Source organism: Halomonas sp. AOP5-B2-8 (assembly GCF_052376475.1).
Classification (GTDB): Bacteria; Pseudomonadota; Gammaproteobacteria; order Pseudomonadales; family Halomonadaceae; genus Vreelandella; species Vreelandella casei.
In genome coordinates this window covers 145,164-160,303 of record NZ_JBQSVS010000006.1, presented here as the reverse complement: position 1 = coordinate 160,303, position 15,140 = coordinate 145,164, and the positions used below count along the sequence as shown (strand labels likewise).

Below are 15,140 nucleotides of genomic sequence, written 5' to 3'. Positions count from 1 at the left end.
TTTATTTCACCACGCCTTTTTGACGCAGAGCGCTGATATCTAAGGCGCTCTTATGCAGTAAATTGTGCAGGATTTGATCCGTGTCTTCGCCTAATTTAGGCGGAGGCTTGCAGTATTCCAGGGGTGTTTTGGAATACTTAATAGGATTAGCCACACCGGGCACGTCGCCCGCTTCAGATGCCAACGCTATCTTCATATTGCGCGCTTTAACCTGCGGGTCATCAAAGACTTGAGCAATCGTCTGAATAGGCCCACAAGGCACGCTGATGGTGCTTAAGGCCGCTATCCATTCACCGCTAGTGCGCGTTCGCGTGATCGCCACCATAATCGGGATTAGCTCAAGCCGGTGCTTGACCCGCTCAGGGTTGGTGCTAAAGCGCACATCAACGGCCAGTTCCGGCCGCTCGACCGCCTCGCAAAACCGCTTAAACTGCCCATCGTTGCCGATGGCGATGATCACTTTTTCGCCGTCCGCGGTCGGAAACGGTTGGTAAGGCACGAGATTAGGATGGTACTCGCCAGTACGGGTTGGAGAGTTACCGCTGCAGAAATAATTAAGCGCTTGATTAGCCAGCCAGCTGACCTGCACATCGAGCAGCGCCATATCAATATACTGCCCCTCCCCGGTCAAATGCCGATGATGCAGCGCACCGAGAATGGCAATGCTGGCATTCATACCCGTGGTCAGGTCGGAGACGGCCATGCCGACGCGCTGAGGGCCGGCGCCAGGCTCCCCATCGGCGGCGCCGGTTATGCTCATTAACCCTGCCTGAGCTTGGATCAAATAATCATAGCCCGCCATAGACGCCATGGGCCCCGTCTGGCCGAAGCCGGTGATCGAGCAGTAAATCAGACTCGGATTAATGGCCTCTAATGTGGCGTAATCGAGACCTTTACGCGCCAGCCCACCACTCTTAAAGTTCTCCACCAAAATATCGCTTTGTGCTGCCAGTTCGCGCACCAACGCCTGCCCTTCCGGCTGGCTAATATCGACCGTCACTGAATGCTTGCCGCGATTGGCCGAAAGATAATAGGCCGACTCGGCGGTATCCTTGCCCTGGCTATCTTTTAACCAGGGAGGCCCCCAGTGACGCGTATCATCACCCAGCGTTGGGTGCTCAATCTTAATAACCTCAGCCCCCATGTCGGCCAGTATCTGCGTACACCAGGGTCCGGCCATCACTCGGCTTAAATCCAGTACGCGTAAGCCTGTCAGTGGTCCCGCCATCGCGCTGTCTCCTGCCCTACAGAGGTGTTATTTAGCTGATTAAGCGCTCTTTGACGTTGAATCGCCTTGCTGTGCCTTGCGGCGTGCTTCTACAAAGCGATACAGCGCCAAGGCAATAGAACCAACAGTTAGTGCGATGAAGAACCAAGTGATAGGGCCGCGCACAAAAATCGACAGGTCATTAGACCCAATTAACAGCGAGCGACGCAGGTTGTCTTCAAACATCGGGCCAAGAATAAAGCCGATCAGAAACGGCGCCGCGGGTATGGCAGCACGATTAAAGATATAACCCAGCACCCCGAAGGCCACCATTAGCCCTATATCAAAGGCATCGTTATTGACGGCATAAGAGCCGTAAACACAGAACATCAATACGATGGGAAATAGAATCGACTTAGGAATATCCGCAATTAGCGAGAAGTACTTGATGGCAACATTACCCACCACCAGCAAGATAACCGAGCTGAGCATAATACCCATGAACAGTGCATAGATAAGCGACAAGTTCTCCTGGAACATAATCGGTCCAGGTGTCAGACCATGCACCATAAAGGCGCCCAGGATAATCGCAGTGATGACATCGCCGGGAATGCCTAACGAGAGCAGCGGAATCATCGTAGCGCCCGCAACGCCGTTGTTACCGGCCTCAGCAGCGGCAACACCTTCAACCTCACCTTTGCCGAAATTGGCTTTATTAGGAGAACGGCGGCGCGCATCGCTATAAGAAATAAACGCCGCAGCGGTGGCCCCAGTGCCGGGAATCGCCCCAATAATAACGCCGATCAAGCTTCCGCGAACGATGCTTTTCATACAGCGCTTAAGTTCAGCAAAGGTCAAACCAACGCCGCTTGCTTTCGCTTTAATATGGGGTATTGCCTTCTTACGATAAAACTCCATGATCTCCGGTATCGCGAAAAGACCAATCAGCAGTGGGATAAAAGAGATGCTATCCATCAAGTTATAGTTATCAAACGTCAGGCGCTGAGAGCCGAACACACTGTCTAACCCCACCAAAGAGAGCAGGATCCCCAACAGTGCGGCCATCAGGCCTTTAATCATGGAACCGCTAGCGAGCGAAATAATGATGGTCAGTGAAAAGCAGATCAGCCAGAAGAATTCGGGGGCCCCGAAATTAAGCGCGATCTTGGCAAGATAAGCAGCAAAGAAAATCAGGGCGATATTGGAGATAAAATCGGCAATCACCGATGAATAAAGCGCCGCTTTCAGGGCTTTCTTCGCATGCCCCTGCTGCGCCATCGGGTAGCCATCAAGCAGCGTACAGGCCGAGGCGGGGGAGCCTGGCGTGCGTATCAGGATAGCGGTAATCGAACCGCCGTACATACCGCCTTTATAAATGCCGACCAGCAGTAAAATAGCGGCAATGGGCTGCATAGAGAAGGTAAACGGCAGTGCCAGTGCTACCGCCATCGTTGCCGTAAGCCCTGGAATTGACCCGACTACCACGCCAATAACTACGCCCGCAGCAATCGCCAGGAAGTTTTCCAGGCTAAAGAATAATTGTATGACTTCCGAAAAATTTTCCATAGTTCACCTAGAGTGGTTCGCCTAAAATGGGTCACCTAAAACAATAATGAGCGACTTAGAGCCAGTACGGCATTATCGGAAGCGGCACACTCATTACTTCAGCAAATAAGAGTGTCACGGCGATGGGAAACAAAAATGCCATGCTATATACCCACCACGTGCGAACGGGATGCGCCACGAATAACACCACGGTTGCCAAAATGCCGCAGACTATCGCGCCTAACGTCTCAAAAAAGCCGATATAAAGCGCTAATGAAGCGATCATCATGATGAAGCGCAGTGACGAACCTTTTTCTATCCTCCGTTCATCCTCCTCGGGGCTGTATTCCACCAGCAAACCCTGAAAGATGAGAAGGATAGAAAACAGTAGTATCAGCCAGCCCACGATGGTCGGTAGCCAGCGAGGTGACATCATCGGATTTTGCAAAATCGCCGGTTCATTGATGTAGTTAGGCACAAGGTAAAAAACCAGCACAGCAGAAAACCCCAATAGAGCAATCCCCGCTATCACATCACTGGCATCTTTTATCTTCACCCTGCGCTTGGGGTCCGATGTCGTCATCGCTACCTTCTCCAAAGAAACAATAGAGGCGAGAGCATCAGCCCTCGCCTCAGTATTAAATTAATGAACGACTTCGTTTACTGGCTGATACCCGCCTGTTCAGCAACCGCTTCCCAACGCTGCAAGTCATCTGTGATAAATTGCTTAAACTCATCACCGGCCACTGTGCCCGGCTGCGCGCCTAGCTGCTTAGCAAAATCTAGGAACTCTTCGCGCTGCATGACTTTTGCCAATGCATCTTGCATAACGCTTTGGGCTTCTTCTGGGAACGAGCTTTGCGCAATCAGACCAAACCATGCGGTGGTAACAAACTGATCAAGATTGTATTCACCGATTTCCGACAGCGTGGGGACATCCGGTAGATACTCAGAACGCTCGGCAGAGGTAACGGCCAGCGCGCGTAAGTCGCCCGAACGGATATGCGAAAGCACGGTTGGCATGTTTTCGAAAGAGACATCCACATCGCCACCCAACAGCGCCGGAAGCGATGCGCCACTGCCGGCAAAAGGTACTGCCGTCATGTTGGTATCCGTTAATGTCTTGAACAATTCACCCGACATATGGATAGAGCTGCCCACGCCGCTATGGCTAAACGTCATGTTTTCTTCTTTCGCTGCTTCTATAAACTCGACGACGTTCTGATAAGGGCTATCTGCCGGGACGACCATAACGTTCGGGATATCGACCATGTTTTGTAGGAAAACAAAATCCTCGACCGGGTCATAGGTCAGGCCAGGGTAAATCGCGGCGCCGATAGTGTGCCCCGGCGATGCCATCAGCAGGGTGTGATCAATATCACGACCACCGCGAGCGACTCGCCCGGTGCCTACCGTGGAACCCGCCCCAGGACGGTTTTCGACAATGACGTTGGCGCCCAGCTCCTGCGAAAGTAAATCAGCAACGCGGCGCGACAACACATCCGTCGTGCCACCCGGCGCATACGGCACAACAAGGTGAATGTCTTTCGTCGGCCACTCATCGGCGCTGGCAGTAGATGCCATCAAACTTAGTGCCAGTGCGCCGCTGCAAGCGGCCATGCATGTCGCGCTTAAGATATTTTTCATTGTTTCTTCCTAAGAAAATATTGCTTTTGTGCGCATAGCGTACAAGTATTCGTATTACATACGGCGAGATTACTTCTTTGGCTCCCCTGAGCAAAACACAACTTTAGTATATGAAGGTGGAAAGGCGAGCCAAACGATGGATGCTTTAGACGATAAAATGCAATAGTTCGCATAGCGAACTATTTTGCAGTACTCTTTTAGCGACTTAAAAATAACGGATAGTAAACATGCAAGAAGAAACGCTTAATGAAGATAGCCGTGACTTTGTAACGGCCCTGGCGAGCGGCCTGGAAGTGATACGCACCTTTGATCACGAACACCCTCGCATGACGCTAAGTGAAGTCGCGACGCGAACGGGGATGAATAGAGCAAAAGCGAGACGTTTCTTACTGACGTTGCACGCACTGGGGTATGTGCGTAAGCAGCAGCGCTATTTTGAGCTCACGCCACGGGCGCTACAGCTTGGTTACGCATTTCTATCTGCTAATAACTATCAGGGCGTGATTCAACAATACTTGGAAGAAATTACCGATGAGACGGGAGAATCATCGTCACTCGCCGTTTTAGAAGGTAATGATGTGGTGTATGTGGCCCGCTCGGCGGCCAAACATCGCCTGATGACAATTACGCTTTCCGTGGGCACGCGGCTACCGGCAGCCTATACGTCCATGGGGCGCACGCTGCTGGCGCAGCTTAGCGATACGGATCTTGAGCACTTTTTATCCACCGTTGAGCTACAGCCGTACACAGATAAAGCCATTACCGATATTGATAAGCTACGAGATCAGATTCTAAGCGCTCGCCAACAAGGCTATGCCATCTCTGATCAAGAGCTAGACCCAGGTCTGCGCTCCATAGCCGCGCCGGTCTATGATGCTAAAAAGCACCTTTTGGGGGCTATCAACATAAGTACCAATGCGGCCAGGGTCGATTTTAATACGTTAGTGAATGTTTACTTACCTATCGTACGCAAAAAGGCCGCGCAAATTCAGCTACACGTTAATTAGCCATCACCGCCTCTAATGCGGCCCGGTAGCCCTGGACGCCTAGCCCGGCAATTACCCCGTCTGCACGCAGTGAGATATAGGAATGATGCCGAAAGGCTTCGCGCTTATGGACATTAGATAAATGCACCTCAATGACGTGGCCATCAAAAGCATTGAGCGCATCAAGGATGGCCACAGAGGTATGCGTATAGGCGGCGGGGTTGATGATAATCGCCTGGGTACCATCAAGGCGCGTGGCGTGAATAGCATCAATCAGCACTCCTTCATGATTACTTTGTAAGCAGGTAATGTCCCAACCGGCCATTACCGCCTTCTCTCGTAGCATGTTATTCACATCATCTAATGTCTCAAACCCATAGATTTCTGGCTGGCGACTACCTAGCAAATTCAAATTTGGCCCATGTAATACCAATACTTTTCCCTGACTCATTGCTTTCTTCCATACGGTGAATTAACACATTATTTAGCCTAGCTATCTGTTCTATCACCTAACCCGCTAATGGCGCTAGGTCACGCCTGCAGATAACCACATTAGGCGGCATACTAGCGCCTGACTCTGTTGATATAGGCATCGTTTCATGACGCTTCCTCTCTACCTAGGCCTGCCTATGTGGGCCAATCATGACTGGCTTGGCAGCCTTTATCCGCGCCATGCTAAAACAGAGCTACTCAGCGACTATGCCGCGGTATTTTCCAGCGTTGAGGGCAACACCACATTTTATAGCGGCACGCCCAAGCCAGCGATCATTGCCGCTTGGGCCCGCCAAGCGCCGCCCCACTTTCGCTTCTGTTTTAAACTGCCGGCCAGCGTGACCCATGATCAACGATTAATGCGTTTAAAGGATGCATGGGCATTTCTAGCGGCACTTGAGCCGCTTCACGACCGTATGGGGCCTACGATGGTGCAGCTGCCGCGTGATTTTGGTCCGCAAGAGCTGCCTCAGCTTGAAGCGTTGCTGGCTGCCTGGCCTGCCCACTTGCCTTGCGCGGTGGAAGTCCGCCACCCTGAGTTTTTCCACAAAGGAGCCGCGGAAAAAGCCCTTAACCGTCTGTTGATAACTTATTCAGCCAACCGGGTTATGCTCGACGTGCGCCCGGTCTTCTCTACCCCTGCAAATGGCCATCCAGGCTTGGCACATGCTCAGCAGGAAAAGCCGAAACTCCCACTTCACGTGCTTTCCACGGCAAATTATCCGGTGATTCGGTTCATTGGCCATATTGACAAAACAATTAATAGTGACTACTTCACTGCCTGGATACCCCGCCTAAAGCTGTGGATAAGTCAGGGGAAAACCCCTTTCTTATTTGTGCATACTGCTGACAACCGGGAGTCTCCTCACCTCGCCCGCTGGCTGTATAACGCACTAGGGGAAATAACCCCGCTACCTCCGCTTGCTCCATTTGCTGGTGAGAAGCAAAGCCAGCTGTTTTAGTGCACCTTTTTAGGTCAGCTAACTGGCATGCTGGCCATTGATCAGATAAATTGCGGTTACTTTCGGAAAATGGCGCTGGGTATGGCTCAATTTTCCGAAAACTAGCGCACAGCGCAGACTTACTGCTTACCTTCAGTACTTACACAACAATCGACTTAATGGGTGATGTATGGCGAAACTTGCACATGCACAATGGTCATCTCGTATGGGCTTTGTGCTGGCTGCCGCAGGATCGGCGGTAGGCCTGGGAAACATCTGGCGTTTCTCGTATATGACGGGCGAAAGCGGCGGCGCGGCGTTCGTATTGGTTTATCTAGCGTGTGTTGCGTTAGTAGGCCTGCCGATTCTAGTGGCGGAATGGATGATTGGCCGGCGCGGCCAAAAAAATCCAATCAACACCATGGCTGATTTAGCTAAACAGAACGGCAAATCACCTGCGTGGGCATTAATAGGCGCCAGCGGTGTATTAGCCGCCTTTTTGATTCTGTCGTTTTACAGCGTCATCGGTGGCTGGTCGTTGAACTACACGCTAGGCTCCGTGATTGGCACCTTTAATGGCCAAGATGCCGACAGTATTGCCGACCTGTTTGGAGGAATGCTCGCCAGCCCATCCACGCTATTGCTTTGGCACTCTGCCTTTATGCTATTAGTCGTTGGGATTGTGGCTCGTGGGGTAACGAAAGGACTGGAGAGCGCTGCTCGCCTAATGATGCCTGCGCTTATTGTGCTGATGCTGATACTGGTGGGCTACGGCGTGGCAAGCGGCTATTTTGGCGAGACGCTGGCCTTTATGTTCCGGCCTGACTGGAGTGCGCTAACAGGCGGCGTCGTGCTGGCAGCGATGGGGCAAGCGTTCTTCACCCTGTCGCTTGGCATGGGAATTATGATGGCTTACGGCTCCTACCTGGGTGAAGACGTTAACCTGATCAGCACCGCGCGTACGGTCATTATTCTAGATACCGCTATCGCCCTGCTGGCGGGACTAGCCATCTTCCCCATCGTCTTTGCCAATGGCTTAGGTGCAGGCGAAGGGCCTGGCTTGATCTTTGTCACGCTACCGCTGGCGTTTGGCAATATGGCAGGCGGCACGATTTTAGGCCTGATGTTCTTCCTGCTATTAACCTTTGCGGCGCTTACCTCGGCGATTTCGCTGCTTGAGCCGGCCGTTGAAATGCTTGAGGAGCGCACTTCGCTTTCTCGCGTAATGGCGACACTGGTGAGCGGTATTGCGGTTTGGCTGCTGGGCGTCGCGGCGCTGCTGTCATTCAATGTGTGGTCCGACGTACTGCTGTTCGGCCTCAACATTTTTGACTTCCTGGATACCTTTACCAGCAAAGTATTGCTGCCGCTGACCGGCCTCGGCGCCATTGTGTTTGTCGCATGGTGCTTTAAACGCGAAAGCGTAGAAGCCGAACTTGGGCTGTCAGCTACCGGCATCAGGGTATGGAACATCATCGCGCGCTATGTAGCGCCCGCAGGCGTCGTTATTGTCTTCGTGACAGGGCTTATTTAAGCCGTCACTGCCTCGAGGCTTACTTTAGCCTCAGTGCAATTCGCCCTCTTGCCGCTCTTCATCGGGCAAGGGGGCGATATCCCGTGATAATTTCTGAAATTCACGATGCAGCTCAATACCCCGCCGCGCCCTTAGGCTACGCTGGGCAGCACTTCGCTGGCGCTGAGCATGCTCGTCTACTTGCATACTCATTAAAATATCAAGCAGTTCGCTTTTAACCGAGGTGATGCGTTCGACGTTTCTCATAATCGACGTTCCTCCAGGTGAATATGCTGTCGTTCACCTGCACCCATGGCGAGCGCTTTTCTTCACACTTTTCTTCACACAGTCGCCAAGACGATGCAGTGCAGCACTTCACTTCTTACTATAACCTACTTGACAAAATGATGACTGATCGTAAAAAAAACGCTTAACGGATATTAAACGCTCACCTCTATATCGCTTTCCTTCCCCGTTTACGCTATCGGTCAGGCATACTGTGGCAAAGACTTAAGCCGCACGAATCTAATGCTGCAAACGCAGCGCAGTGCATATTGGTTGTCAACGCGTCTGGGTAGCTCCATCGTGCTGAGCCACCCAGTGTGCCGGAGAGCCAAGGAGCTGAATGTGAGTCGCGCCCTGTTCGATGAGATGAGACGCCGCATGGAGCACTTTCGCCGCTCCGAGCAGAAAGTGGCGCGGTTTGTACTGCGCAACCCAGAAGAGGTTATCCACATGCGCATTGTGGATTTAGCCTCCGAAGCGAAGGTCAGCGAACCCACCGTGGTGCGCTTTTGCCGGGCGCTGGGCTGCAACGGCTTTCAGGATTTCAAGCTACAGATGGCGCAAATGCTGGCCAGCGGTAGCCAGTTCGCACAATTCTCTATGAATGACAGCGACTCGGTGGCCGAATTTTCGCACAGCATTTTTGATTCAACCGTGGGCACGCTGCTGTCCGTTCGCGACCGGTTGGATAACGAAGCCCTCGGCCGCGCCGTTAATGCCCTCGCCATGGCCAACCGGGTGGAGTTTTACGGTTTTGGTGCCTCTGGCGCAGTGGCGTTTGATGCTCAGCACAAGTTCTTCCGCCTGCAAATCTCGACCTCTGCTTACGCCGACCCGCACATGCAGAACATGTCTGCGGTCACCCTCAACGATGGCGATGTGGTGGTAGCGATTTCACAAACAGGGCGAACCAAGGCGTTAGTGGCCAGCGTTCGTTTGGCTCGCGAAGCGGGCGCCACGGTCATTGGTCTGTGCCCCAGCGGCTCGCCACTCGCTGAAGAGGTGAGCCTGCCGCTGTATATCGACGTCCACGAGGACACCGAGATCTACACGCCGCTTAGCTCACGTATTGCCCATCTGGTGTTAATCGATGTTCTCGCCGTGGGAGTCGCCAAAACCCGTGGCCCGAAACTCGCCGAACAGCTCAAAGCCGTCAAGAAGAGCCTCAACACCCTGCGCTTTCCCGAAGAGTCTTAATGCTTAAAATAAAATAAGCGGCCATCACTGTATACACAGCCAGTGGGTAGGCTGTGCTAAACTGGCCGCCTATTTTTTTATCCGGCAGCGGCTACCATGGATGACGTCACGGCGATTCTCGATCAGCTCAACTCCGCCCAGCGCGAAGCAGTGAGCGCTCCTCAAGGCAACCTGCTGGTACTCGCGGGCGCAGGCTCCGGGAAAACCCGCGTGCTGGTACATCGCATTGCCTGGTTAATGCAGGCGGAAGGGCTTTCGCCCTACGCGCTGTTAGCAGTGACGTTTACCAATAAAGCCGCTAAAGAGATGCGCACGCGTCTTGAAGCCCTGCTAAGCCTATCACTACGCCATGTGTGGGTCGGCACCTTCCACTCTATCGCCCACCGCCTGCTGCGCACCCACTGGCAAGACGCCAAGCTGCCGCAGCACTTCCAAATCATCGACTCTGACGATCAACTGCGCCTGGTTAAGCGGCTGCTGAAAGATTATTCGGTCGACGTTGAGCGCTACCCGCCCCGCCAAGTGCAGCATTTTATTTCCGGCTGTAAGGAAGAAGGGCTGCGCCCCCATCAGGTTAATGTCGATGGCGATGCCTATATGGGGCAAATGGTCGAGCTTTATGAGCGCTATCAGCTAACCTGCGAGCGCGGTGGCCTAGTCGATTTTGGTGAGCTGCTGCTGCGAAGCCTAGAACTATTGCGCGATAACCCGACGCTGTTAAACCACTACCAGGAGCGTTTTGGCCACGTATTGGTGGACGAATTTCAAGATACCAACACCCTGCAGTACGCTTGGCTAAAACTGCTCACCGGTATGAAAACGCCAATGACCGCCGTCGGTGATGACGACCAGTCAATTTACGGGTGGCGTGGTGCCAAGGTGGAGAATATCAGCCGCTTTGAGCAGGAGTTCCCGCAAACCCATACCGTGCGTCTTGAGCAGAACTATCGCTCCACCAGCGCGATTTTAGAAGCCGCCAACACGCTGATCAGCAACAACAGCGAGCGGATGGGGAAAAACCTGTGGACTGATGGCATTGAAGGCGAGCCCATCTCGATCTACGCCGGGTTTAACGATCTGGAAGAAGCCCGCTATATCGTCGACACGATCAGAGAGAAGGTCGACGAAGGCTTTAATCGTCGCGACATTGCGATTTTATACCGCTCCAATGCCCAGTCTCGTTTGCTCGAAGAAACGCTGATTCGCCAAGGCATGCCGTACCGTATTTATGGCGGCCATCGCTTTTATGAACGTCTTGAAATCAAAAACGCCCTGGCTTACCTACGCCTGATGCTCAACCGCGATGACGACGCCTCATTAGAGCGTGTGATCAATGTGCCTACTCGCGGCATTGGCACACGCACCGTTGAGATTGTTCGCCTGCGCGCTCGTGAGCAAAGCGTTCCGCTGTGGCAGGCGCTGCATGATGCAATAAATGATGGTTCGCTAAAAGGCCGAGCGGCCAATGCGGTGCAAACCTTCACCAACCTGATTGAACAGCTCGATAACGATGTCGCAGGCATGGCGCTGCACGAAATTATCGACCATGTGACGGTTCATACCGGCTTGATCGAGCATCACAAAAGCGAGCGCGGTGAGAAAGGCCAAGCCCGAGTAGAGAACTTAGAGGAACTGGTCAACGCCGCCCGCGCCTTTACCCAGGGCGATGTGTTTGAAGCGCCTGAGGCGGGCGAAGGCATGGCGGCGCTGGAAGCCTTTCTTTCAGAAGCGGCCCTCAATGCCGGCGACCACGAAGCCGAAGAGTTTGAAGACAGCGTACAGCTAATGACGCTGCACTCCGCCAAAGGCCTCGAATTCCCCGTGGTATTTATTGCCGGTGTCGAGGAAGGCCTGTTCCCGCACAAAATGTCGCTTGAAGAGCCGGGCAGGCTCGAAGAGGAGCGCAGGCTATGCTACGTCGGTGTCACTCGCGCGATGCAGAAGCTATACCTGACACACGCCGAAACCCGCCGCCTGCACGGTAAAGAAGTCTTTCCACGCCCCTCGCGCTTCTTACGCGAACTGCCGCCACATCTGCTCGAAGAAGTACGCCTTCGCGGGCATATTTCACGCCCGGTCACCGCCTCGCGCACCTCCTTTGCTCAGCAAAGCATCGAAAGCAGCGGCGATATTCCCAGCCTACATGTCGGCCAAGGCGTAGCGCACCCCGTCTTTGGCGAAGGAGTGATTCTGAATGCGGAAGGCGAAGGTGCTCGTGCCCGCGTGCAGGTCAGCTTTGACGGTGAAGGCGTTAAGTGGCTGGTACTTGGCTTTGCCAAGCTAACCCCGCTTTAAACGGTTAACGAATGAGCGTTGCGCTCAATGGCTTGCCGATTAAAACCCGCTTAGCGCATACTGGCGGACGGACACTGCGCGCGCCTGCGTGCTGACAAAAAAATCATACAATTTCCGGAGACTTACCCGCCATGCAACGCCGTAACTTTCTCAAGACCGTCGGCTTAGGTGCTGCCGGTGTCGCTGCTGCCCCCTTTGTAACCACTGCAAGCGCACGCGCTCAAGAAACCTATACCTGGGACATGGTCACCTCGTGGCCAAAAAACTTTCCTGCCCTGGGTACTGGCGCGAACGATTTCGCTCGCCGCGTTGAACAGCTTTCTAATGGTCGCATGCAGATCCGCGTTCACGGCGCAGGCGAGCTAGTGCCCGCGCTGGAAGTGTTTGATGCCGTTGCCGCTGGCACCGCTGAAATGGGTCACTCTGCCTCTTATTACTGGCGCGGAAAGGTGGCGGCTTCGCAGTTCTTTACGGCCGTGCCGTTTGGTATGACCACCACTGAAATGAACGCCTGGCTTTATCACGGCGGCGGTCAAGAGCTGTGGGATGAAATCTATGGCAAACACAATCTCAAGCCGTTCCCAGTAGGCAATACCGGTGCGCAGATGGCCGGCTGGTTCAAAAAAGAAATTAACTCGCTGGCAGATATGCAGGGGCTTAAGTTACGCTTGCCAGGCCTTGCGGGCGAAGCCATGAATGCCATTGGCGTCAGCACCGTTAACATGGCGGGCTCCGAGATTTTCACCTCGCTGCAAACCGGCGTGCTGGATGCCGCTGACTGGGTAGGCCCCTACAACGATATGGCCTTCGGCCTGCATCAAGTCGCTGACTACTACTACACCTCGGTGTGGAACGAGCCAACGGCGGTACTGGAAGGCACCGTCAATCTAGATGCGTGGAATGCGCTGCCGGAAGACCTGCAGGACGTCATTCGCGAAGCGGCGCGGGCATCAAACATGGCGATGAACAGCGAATTTGCCTATCGCAATGCCCAAGCGCTTGAAACGTTAGTAGACGAGCACGGCGTCCAGCTACGTACTTTCCCTGATGATGTAATGGAGGCGCTCTATGCTTCCTCACAGGAAGTCATCCAGAACCAGATAGATAACGACGAAGAATCCCGTCAGGTTTATGAGTCTTACTCGGCGTTCCAGAAGGTGCTGCGCCCGTTTACTGACGTGGGTGAATACGCCTATCTGAAGAGCCGCGATAGCGTTGGTGCCTAATAGACGGGTGCTTGATAAACAGATACTTAACACCTTGCCAAGCACGTAAAGGGCAAGCACGGCAAAGGGGCGCACTTGGCGCCCTTTTTCTATCTGAGATACGGCCTCTTGAATAACGCCATTAAGAAAGGCGCCTGACAAACTAACTAGTCGCTATGTACCGCTCGGATACGACCGTTGTCGTCTAGTGCCACCATCACAAAACGCGCTTCCGTGACTTTTTGGTGCTCTGCAATCTGCTGCCCATGAGGCGGACGCACCCATACTTCTACGTCGATCTTAATCGAGCTGTGGCCGATCTTTTGCACCTGGGTATAGACGCTGATCATGGAGCCAACGCGCACCGGGCTTAAAAAGTCCATTGCTTCAATTGCCACGGTCGCTGTGCGTCCGCCTGCTTCACGCCCGGCCGACAGTTCGGCCGCCTGATCCATGTGATTGACCAGCCAGCCACCGGGTATATCGCCATAAAGATTGGCATCTTGACGTGAGGCCACTAATTTTAAAGTAAGCTGCCCTTTGGGGGCGGGCACGTCGTCCAAATCCGTTTCCAAAAGAGTCATTAGTTTGCCGCTTAGTCAGTTTATTGTTGTAACCCTTGTTACCAGCGCCGCACGCAGGCGCGCTGACGATATCTGTTGCTGCATCGCGACACGATCAAAGGGATTCAGTTAATCATAAGAGGACGCCCGTTTGAATACCCGTTTGCATACTCTCTTATCGAGTGTTTCACATACTTCGCTGCGTACTTTTTCACAGGCGCTGTTGAATGACCAGGGCGCTCAGCCACCTAGACTCCACACTTTGTTGCGCTGGGTGACCATGACGCTACTGCTGGTGAGCCCGTTTGCGTGGGCGCAACCATCGCCGGTTAGCGGTACGTTGGGTGCCGTAGGCTCCGACACCATGGCGGGCCTGATGCTCCGCTGGGGCGAAACGCTCACGAACCGCTACTCGGATGTAACCCTGCAGTTTCAGGCGGGCGGCTCGGCCAGTGCGCCAACGGCTCTGACGGCTGGTACGACGCGGCTGGGACCCATGTCTCGCCCGATGACCGAAGACGAACGCGATAATTTTACCCAGCGCTATGGCTATCCGCCACTGGAATTAAAAATCGCTCGCGATGCGCTTATCATTGTCGTGCACCGCCATAATCCGCTGCGTGCGCTCACCCGCCGCCAGGTCGATGCGATCTTCTCAACCTCGCTGGCCTGCGGCGCAGAGGCACCGATAAGGCGCTGGGATCAGCTTCCCTCAACGCGTGACTGGTCGTTTGGGAGTATCGCACTACACGGGCGCAATCTGGCATCAGGCACCCACGGGCTATTTCAAGAACGGGCCTTATGCGGTGGTGCCTTTCGCAATGATATCAGCGAACATCCCGGTTCATCGGCCGTCGTCGCGGCCGTGGGCGAATCAGCCAATGCCATGGGTTACGCGGGATATAACCACCTGACACCTGCGGTGCACGCGTTAAGCCTGTACAACGACAATGGCGTCGCGATTCCTCCTAGTGAGGACGCAATACAGCGTGGCGACTACCCGCTGTCGCGCGATCTCTACCTCTACGTTAATCTACCGCCTGGTGAGAACCTCCCCCCCGCGGAGCAAGCATTGCTAGCGCTCATTATGTCTGATGAAGGCCAGCAAATTGCCCGCGCCTCTGGGTTTGTGGCGTTAGCCCCGAGCACGTTAGAAGCTCAGCGGACGTGGTAAGCAACTGTCATTTAACTGTCATCAACATGCCTTAAGGTGAGGAGACATCTTATGCTGAAGGATCAGTGCTGTGCGCGCCCTGGTTTGCCA

14 protein-coding genes are annotated in these 15,140 nt (G+C 53.8%); 7 read left to right on the top strand and 7 right to left on the bottom strand.

Annotation, left to right across the window (positions count from 1 at the left end; genetic code table 11):
• Position 1: 1 nt before the first annotated feature.
• The 4 genes from ACT3RP_RS15005 to ACT3RP_RS14990 all read right to left on the bottom strand — a co-directional run bounded on the left by ACT3RP_RS15005 (position 2) and on the right by ACT3RP_RS14990 (position 4,399).
• Entirely contained in the window at positions 2-1,228 is a 1,227-nt protein-coding gene (locus tag ACT3RP_RS15005) for a CaiB/BaiF CoA transferase family protein (RefSeq protein WP_096276932.1), read from the bottom strand.
• A 39-nt stretch (positions 1,229-1,267) separates the two neighbouring features.
• Positions 1,268-2,773, bottom strand: a complete 1,506-nt coding sequence (locus tag ACT3RP_RS15000) for a tripartite tricarboxylate transporter permease (RefSeq protein WP_096276931.1) — start codon at positions 2,771-2,773, stop codon at positions 1,268-1,270.
• A 55-nt stretch (positions 2,774-2,828) separates the two neighbouring features.
• The gene (locus ACT3RP_RS14995) at positions 2,829-3,335 is read right to left on the bottom strand and encodes a tripartite tricarboxylate transporter TctB family protein (RefSeq protein WP_096276929.1); all 507 of its coding nucleotides are present in this window, start codon (positions 3,333-3,335) and stop codon (positions 2,829-2,831) included.
• A gap of 77 nt (positions 3,336-3,412) precedes the next feature.
• Positions 3,413-4,399, bottom strand: a complete 987-nt coding sequence (locus ACT3RP_RS14990) for a Bug family tripartite tricarboxylate transporter substrate binding protein (protein ID WP_096276927.1) — start codon at positions 4,397-4,399, stop codon at positions 3,413-3,415.
• A 227-nt stretch (positions 4,400-4,626) separates the two neighbouring features.
• Between ACT3RP_RS14990 and ACT3RP_RS14985 the strand changes: the two genes are divergently transcribed.
• Positions 4,627-5,406 carry an IclR family transcriptional regulator domain-containing protein gene (locus ACT3RP_RS14985; RefSeq protein WP_483394068.1) on the top strand — a complete coding sequence of 260 codons (780 nt, stop codon included), beginning with the start codon at positions 4,627-4,629 and terminating at the stop codon, positions 5,404-5,406.
• On the opposite strand, the gene aroQ is transcribed toward ACT3RP_RS14985, so the two are convergent.
• Positions 5,399-5,836, bottom strand: coding sequence for a type II 3-dehydroquinate dehydratase (gene aroQ, locus ACT3RP_RS14980; RefSeq protein ID WP_483394067.1), 438 nt, complete (start codon positions 5,834-5,836; stop codon positions 5,399-5,401). The genes ACT3RP_RS14985 and aroQ overlap by 8 nt on opposite strands.
• 148 nt (positions 5,837-5,984) lie before the next feature.
• On the opposite strand from aroQ, the gene ACT3RP_RS14975 reads away from it, so the two are divergent.
• Positions 5,985-6,839 (top strand): DUF72 domain-containing protein, encoded by an 855-nt coding sequence (locus ACT3RP_RS14975; protein WP_441684477.1) that lies wholly within the window; start codon positions 5,985-5,987, stop codon positions 6,837-6,839.
• Between the two features lie 169 nt (positions 6,840-7,008).
• Complete coding sequence (locus ACT3RP_RS14970) at positions 7,009-8,352, top strand: sodium-dependent transporter (protein WP_483394066.1); 1,344 nt, start codon at positions 7,009-7,011, stop codon at positions 8,350-8,352.
• A 30-nt stretch (positions 8,353-8,382) separates the two neighbouring features.
• Here the strand turns inward: ACT3RP_RS14970 and ACT3RP_RS14965 are convergent, their stop codons facing one another.
• Positions 8,383-8,598 carry a PA3496 family putative envelope integrity protein gene (locus ACT3RP_RS14965; RefSeq protein WP_096276917.1) on the bottom strand — a complete coding sequence of 72 codons (216 nt, stop codon included), beginning with the start codon at positions 8,596-8,598 and terminating at the stop codon, positions 8,383-8,385.
• A 360-nt stretch (positions 8,599-8,958) separates the two neighbouring features.
• Between ACT3RP_RS14965 and hexR the strand changes: the two genes are divergently transcribed.
• The 3 genes from hexR (at position 8,959) to ACT3RP_RS14950 (ending at position 13,334) form a co-directional block, all read left to right on the top strand.
• Entirely contained in the window at positions 8,959-9,813 is an 855-nt protein-coding gene (gene hexR / locus ACT3RP_RS14960; RefSeq protein ID WP_096276914.1) for a transcriptional regulator HexR, read from the top strand.
• Between the two features lie 96 nt (positions 9,814-9,909).
• Positions 9,910-12,108 (top strand): DNA helicase II, encoded by a 2,199-nt coding sequence (gene uvrD, locus ACT3RP_RS14955; protein WP_096276912.1) that lies wholly within the window; start codon positions 9,910-9,912, stop codon positions 12,106-12,108.
• Between the two features lie 131 nt (positions 12,109-12,239).
• A complete protein-coding gene (locus ACT3RP_RS14950; protein ID WP_096276910.1) occupies positions 12,240-13,334 on the top strand; it encodes a TRAP transporter substrate-binding protein in 1,095 nt (364 codons plus the stop codon).
• 146 nt (positions 13,335-13,480) lie between these two features.
• On the opposite strand, the gene ACT3RP_RS14945 is transcribed toward ACT3RP_RS14950, so the two are convergent.
• The gene (locus ACT3RP_RS14945; protein ID WP_096276908.1) at positions 13,481-13,897 is read right to left on the bottom strand and encodes an acyl-CoA thioesterase; all 417 of its coding nucleotides are present in this window, start codon (positions 13,895-13,897) and stop codon (positions 13,481-13,483) included.
• Positions 13,898-14,156: 259 nt separating this feature from the next.
• Between ACT3RP_RS14945 and ACT3RP_RS14940 the strand changes: the two genes are divergently transcribed.
• Positions 14,157-15,050 (top strand): PstS family phosphate ABC transporter substrate-binding protein, encoded by an 894-nt coding sequence (locus tag ACT3RP_RS14940; protein ID WP_444672342.1) that lies wholly within the window; start codon positions 14,157-14,159, stop codon positions 15,048-15,050.
• The last annotated feature ends 90 nt before the right edge of the window (positions 15,051-15,140 follow it).

Excerpts from the sequence above, each read along its gene's own strand:
- ACT3RP_RS15005 (WP_096276932.1), bottom strand. The coding sequence starts at position 1,228 with ATGGCGGGACCACTGACAGGCTTACGCGTACTGGATTTAAGCCGAGTG.
- ACT3RP_RS15000 (WP_096276931.1), bottom strand. The coding sequence starts at position 2,773 with ATGGAAAATTTTTCGGAAGTCATACAATTATTCTTTAGCCTGGAAAAC.
- ACT3RP_RS14995 (WP_096276929.1), bottom strand. The coding sequence starts at position 3,335 with ATGACGACATCGGACCCCAAGCGCAGGGTGAAGATAAAAGATGCCAGT.
- ACT3RP_RS14990 (WP_096276927.1), bottom strand. The coding sequence starts at position 4,399 with ATGAAAAATATCTTAAGCGCGACATGCATGGCCGCTTGCAGCGGCGCA.
- ACT3RP_RS14985 (WP_483394068.1), top strand. The coding sequence starts at position 4,627 with ATGCAAGAAGAAACGCTTAATGAAGATAGCCGTGACTTTGTAACGGCC.
- aroQ (WP_483394067.1), bottom strand. The coding sequence starts at position 5,836 with ATGAGTCAGGGAAAAGTATTGGTATTACATGGGCCAAATTTGAATTTG.
- ACT3RP_RS14975 (WP_441684477.1), top strand. The coding sequence starts at position 5,985 with ATGACGCTTCCTCTCTACCTAGGCCTGCCTATGTGGGCCAATCATGAC.
- ACT3RP_RS14970 (WP_483394066.1), top strand. The coding sequence starts at position 7,009 with ATGGCGAAACTTGCACATGCACAATGGTCATCTCGTATGGGCTTTGTG.
- ACT3RP_RS14965 (WP_096276917.1), bottom strand. The coding sequence starts at position 8,598 with ATGAGAAACGTCGAACGCATCACCTCGGTTAAAAGCGAACTGCTTGAT.
- uvrD (WP_096276912.1), top strand. The coding sequence starts at position 9,910 with ATGGATGACGTCACGGCGATTCTCGATCAGCTCAACTCCGCCCAGCGC.
- ACT3RP_RS14950 (WP_096276910.1), top strand. The coding sequence starts at position 12,240 with ATGCAACGCCGTAACTTTCTCAAGACCGTCGGCTTAGGTGCTGCCGGT.
- ACT3RP_RS14945 (WP_096276908.1), bottom strand. The coding sequence starts at position 13,897 with ATGACTCTTTTGGAAACGGATTTGGACGACGTGCCCGCCCCCAAAGGG.
- ACT3RP_RS14940 (WP_444672342.1), top strand. The coding sequence starts at position 14,157 with ATGACGCTACTGCTGGTGAGCCCGTTTGCGTGGGCGCAACCATCGCCG.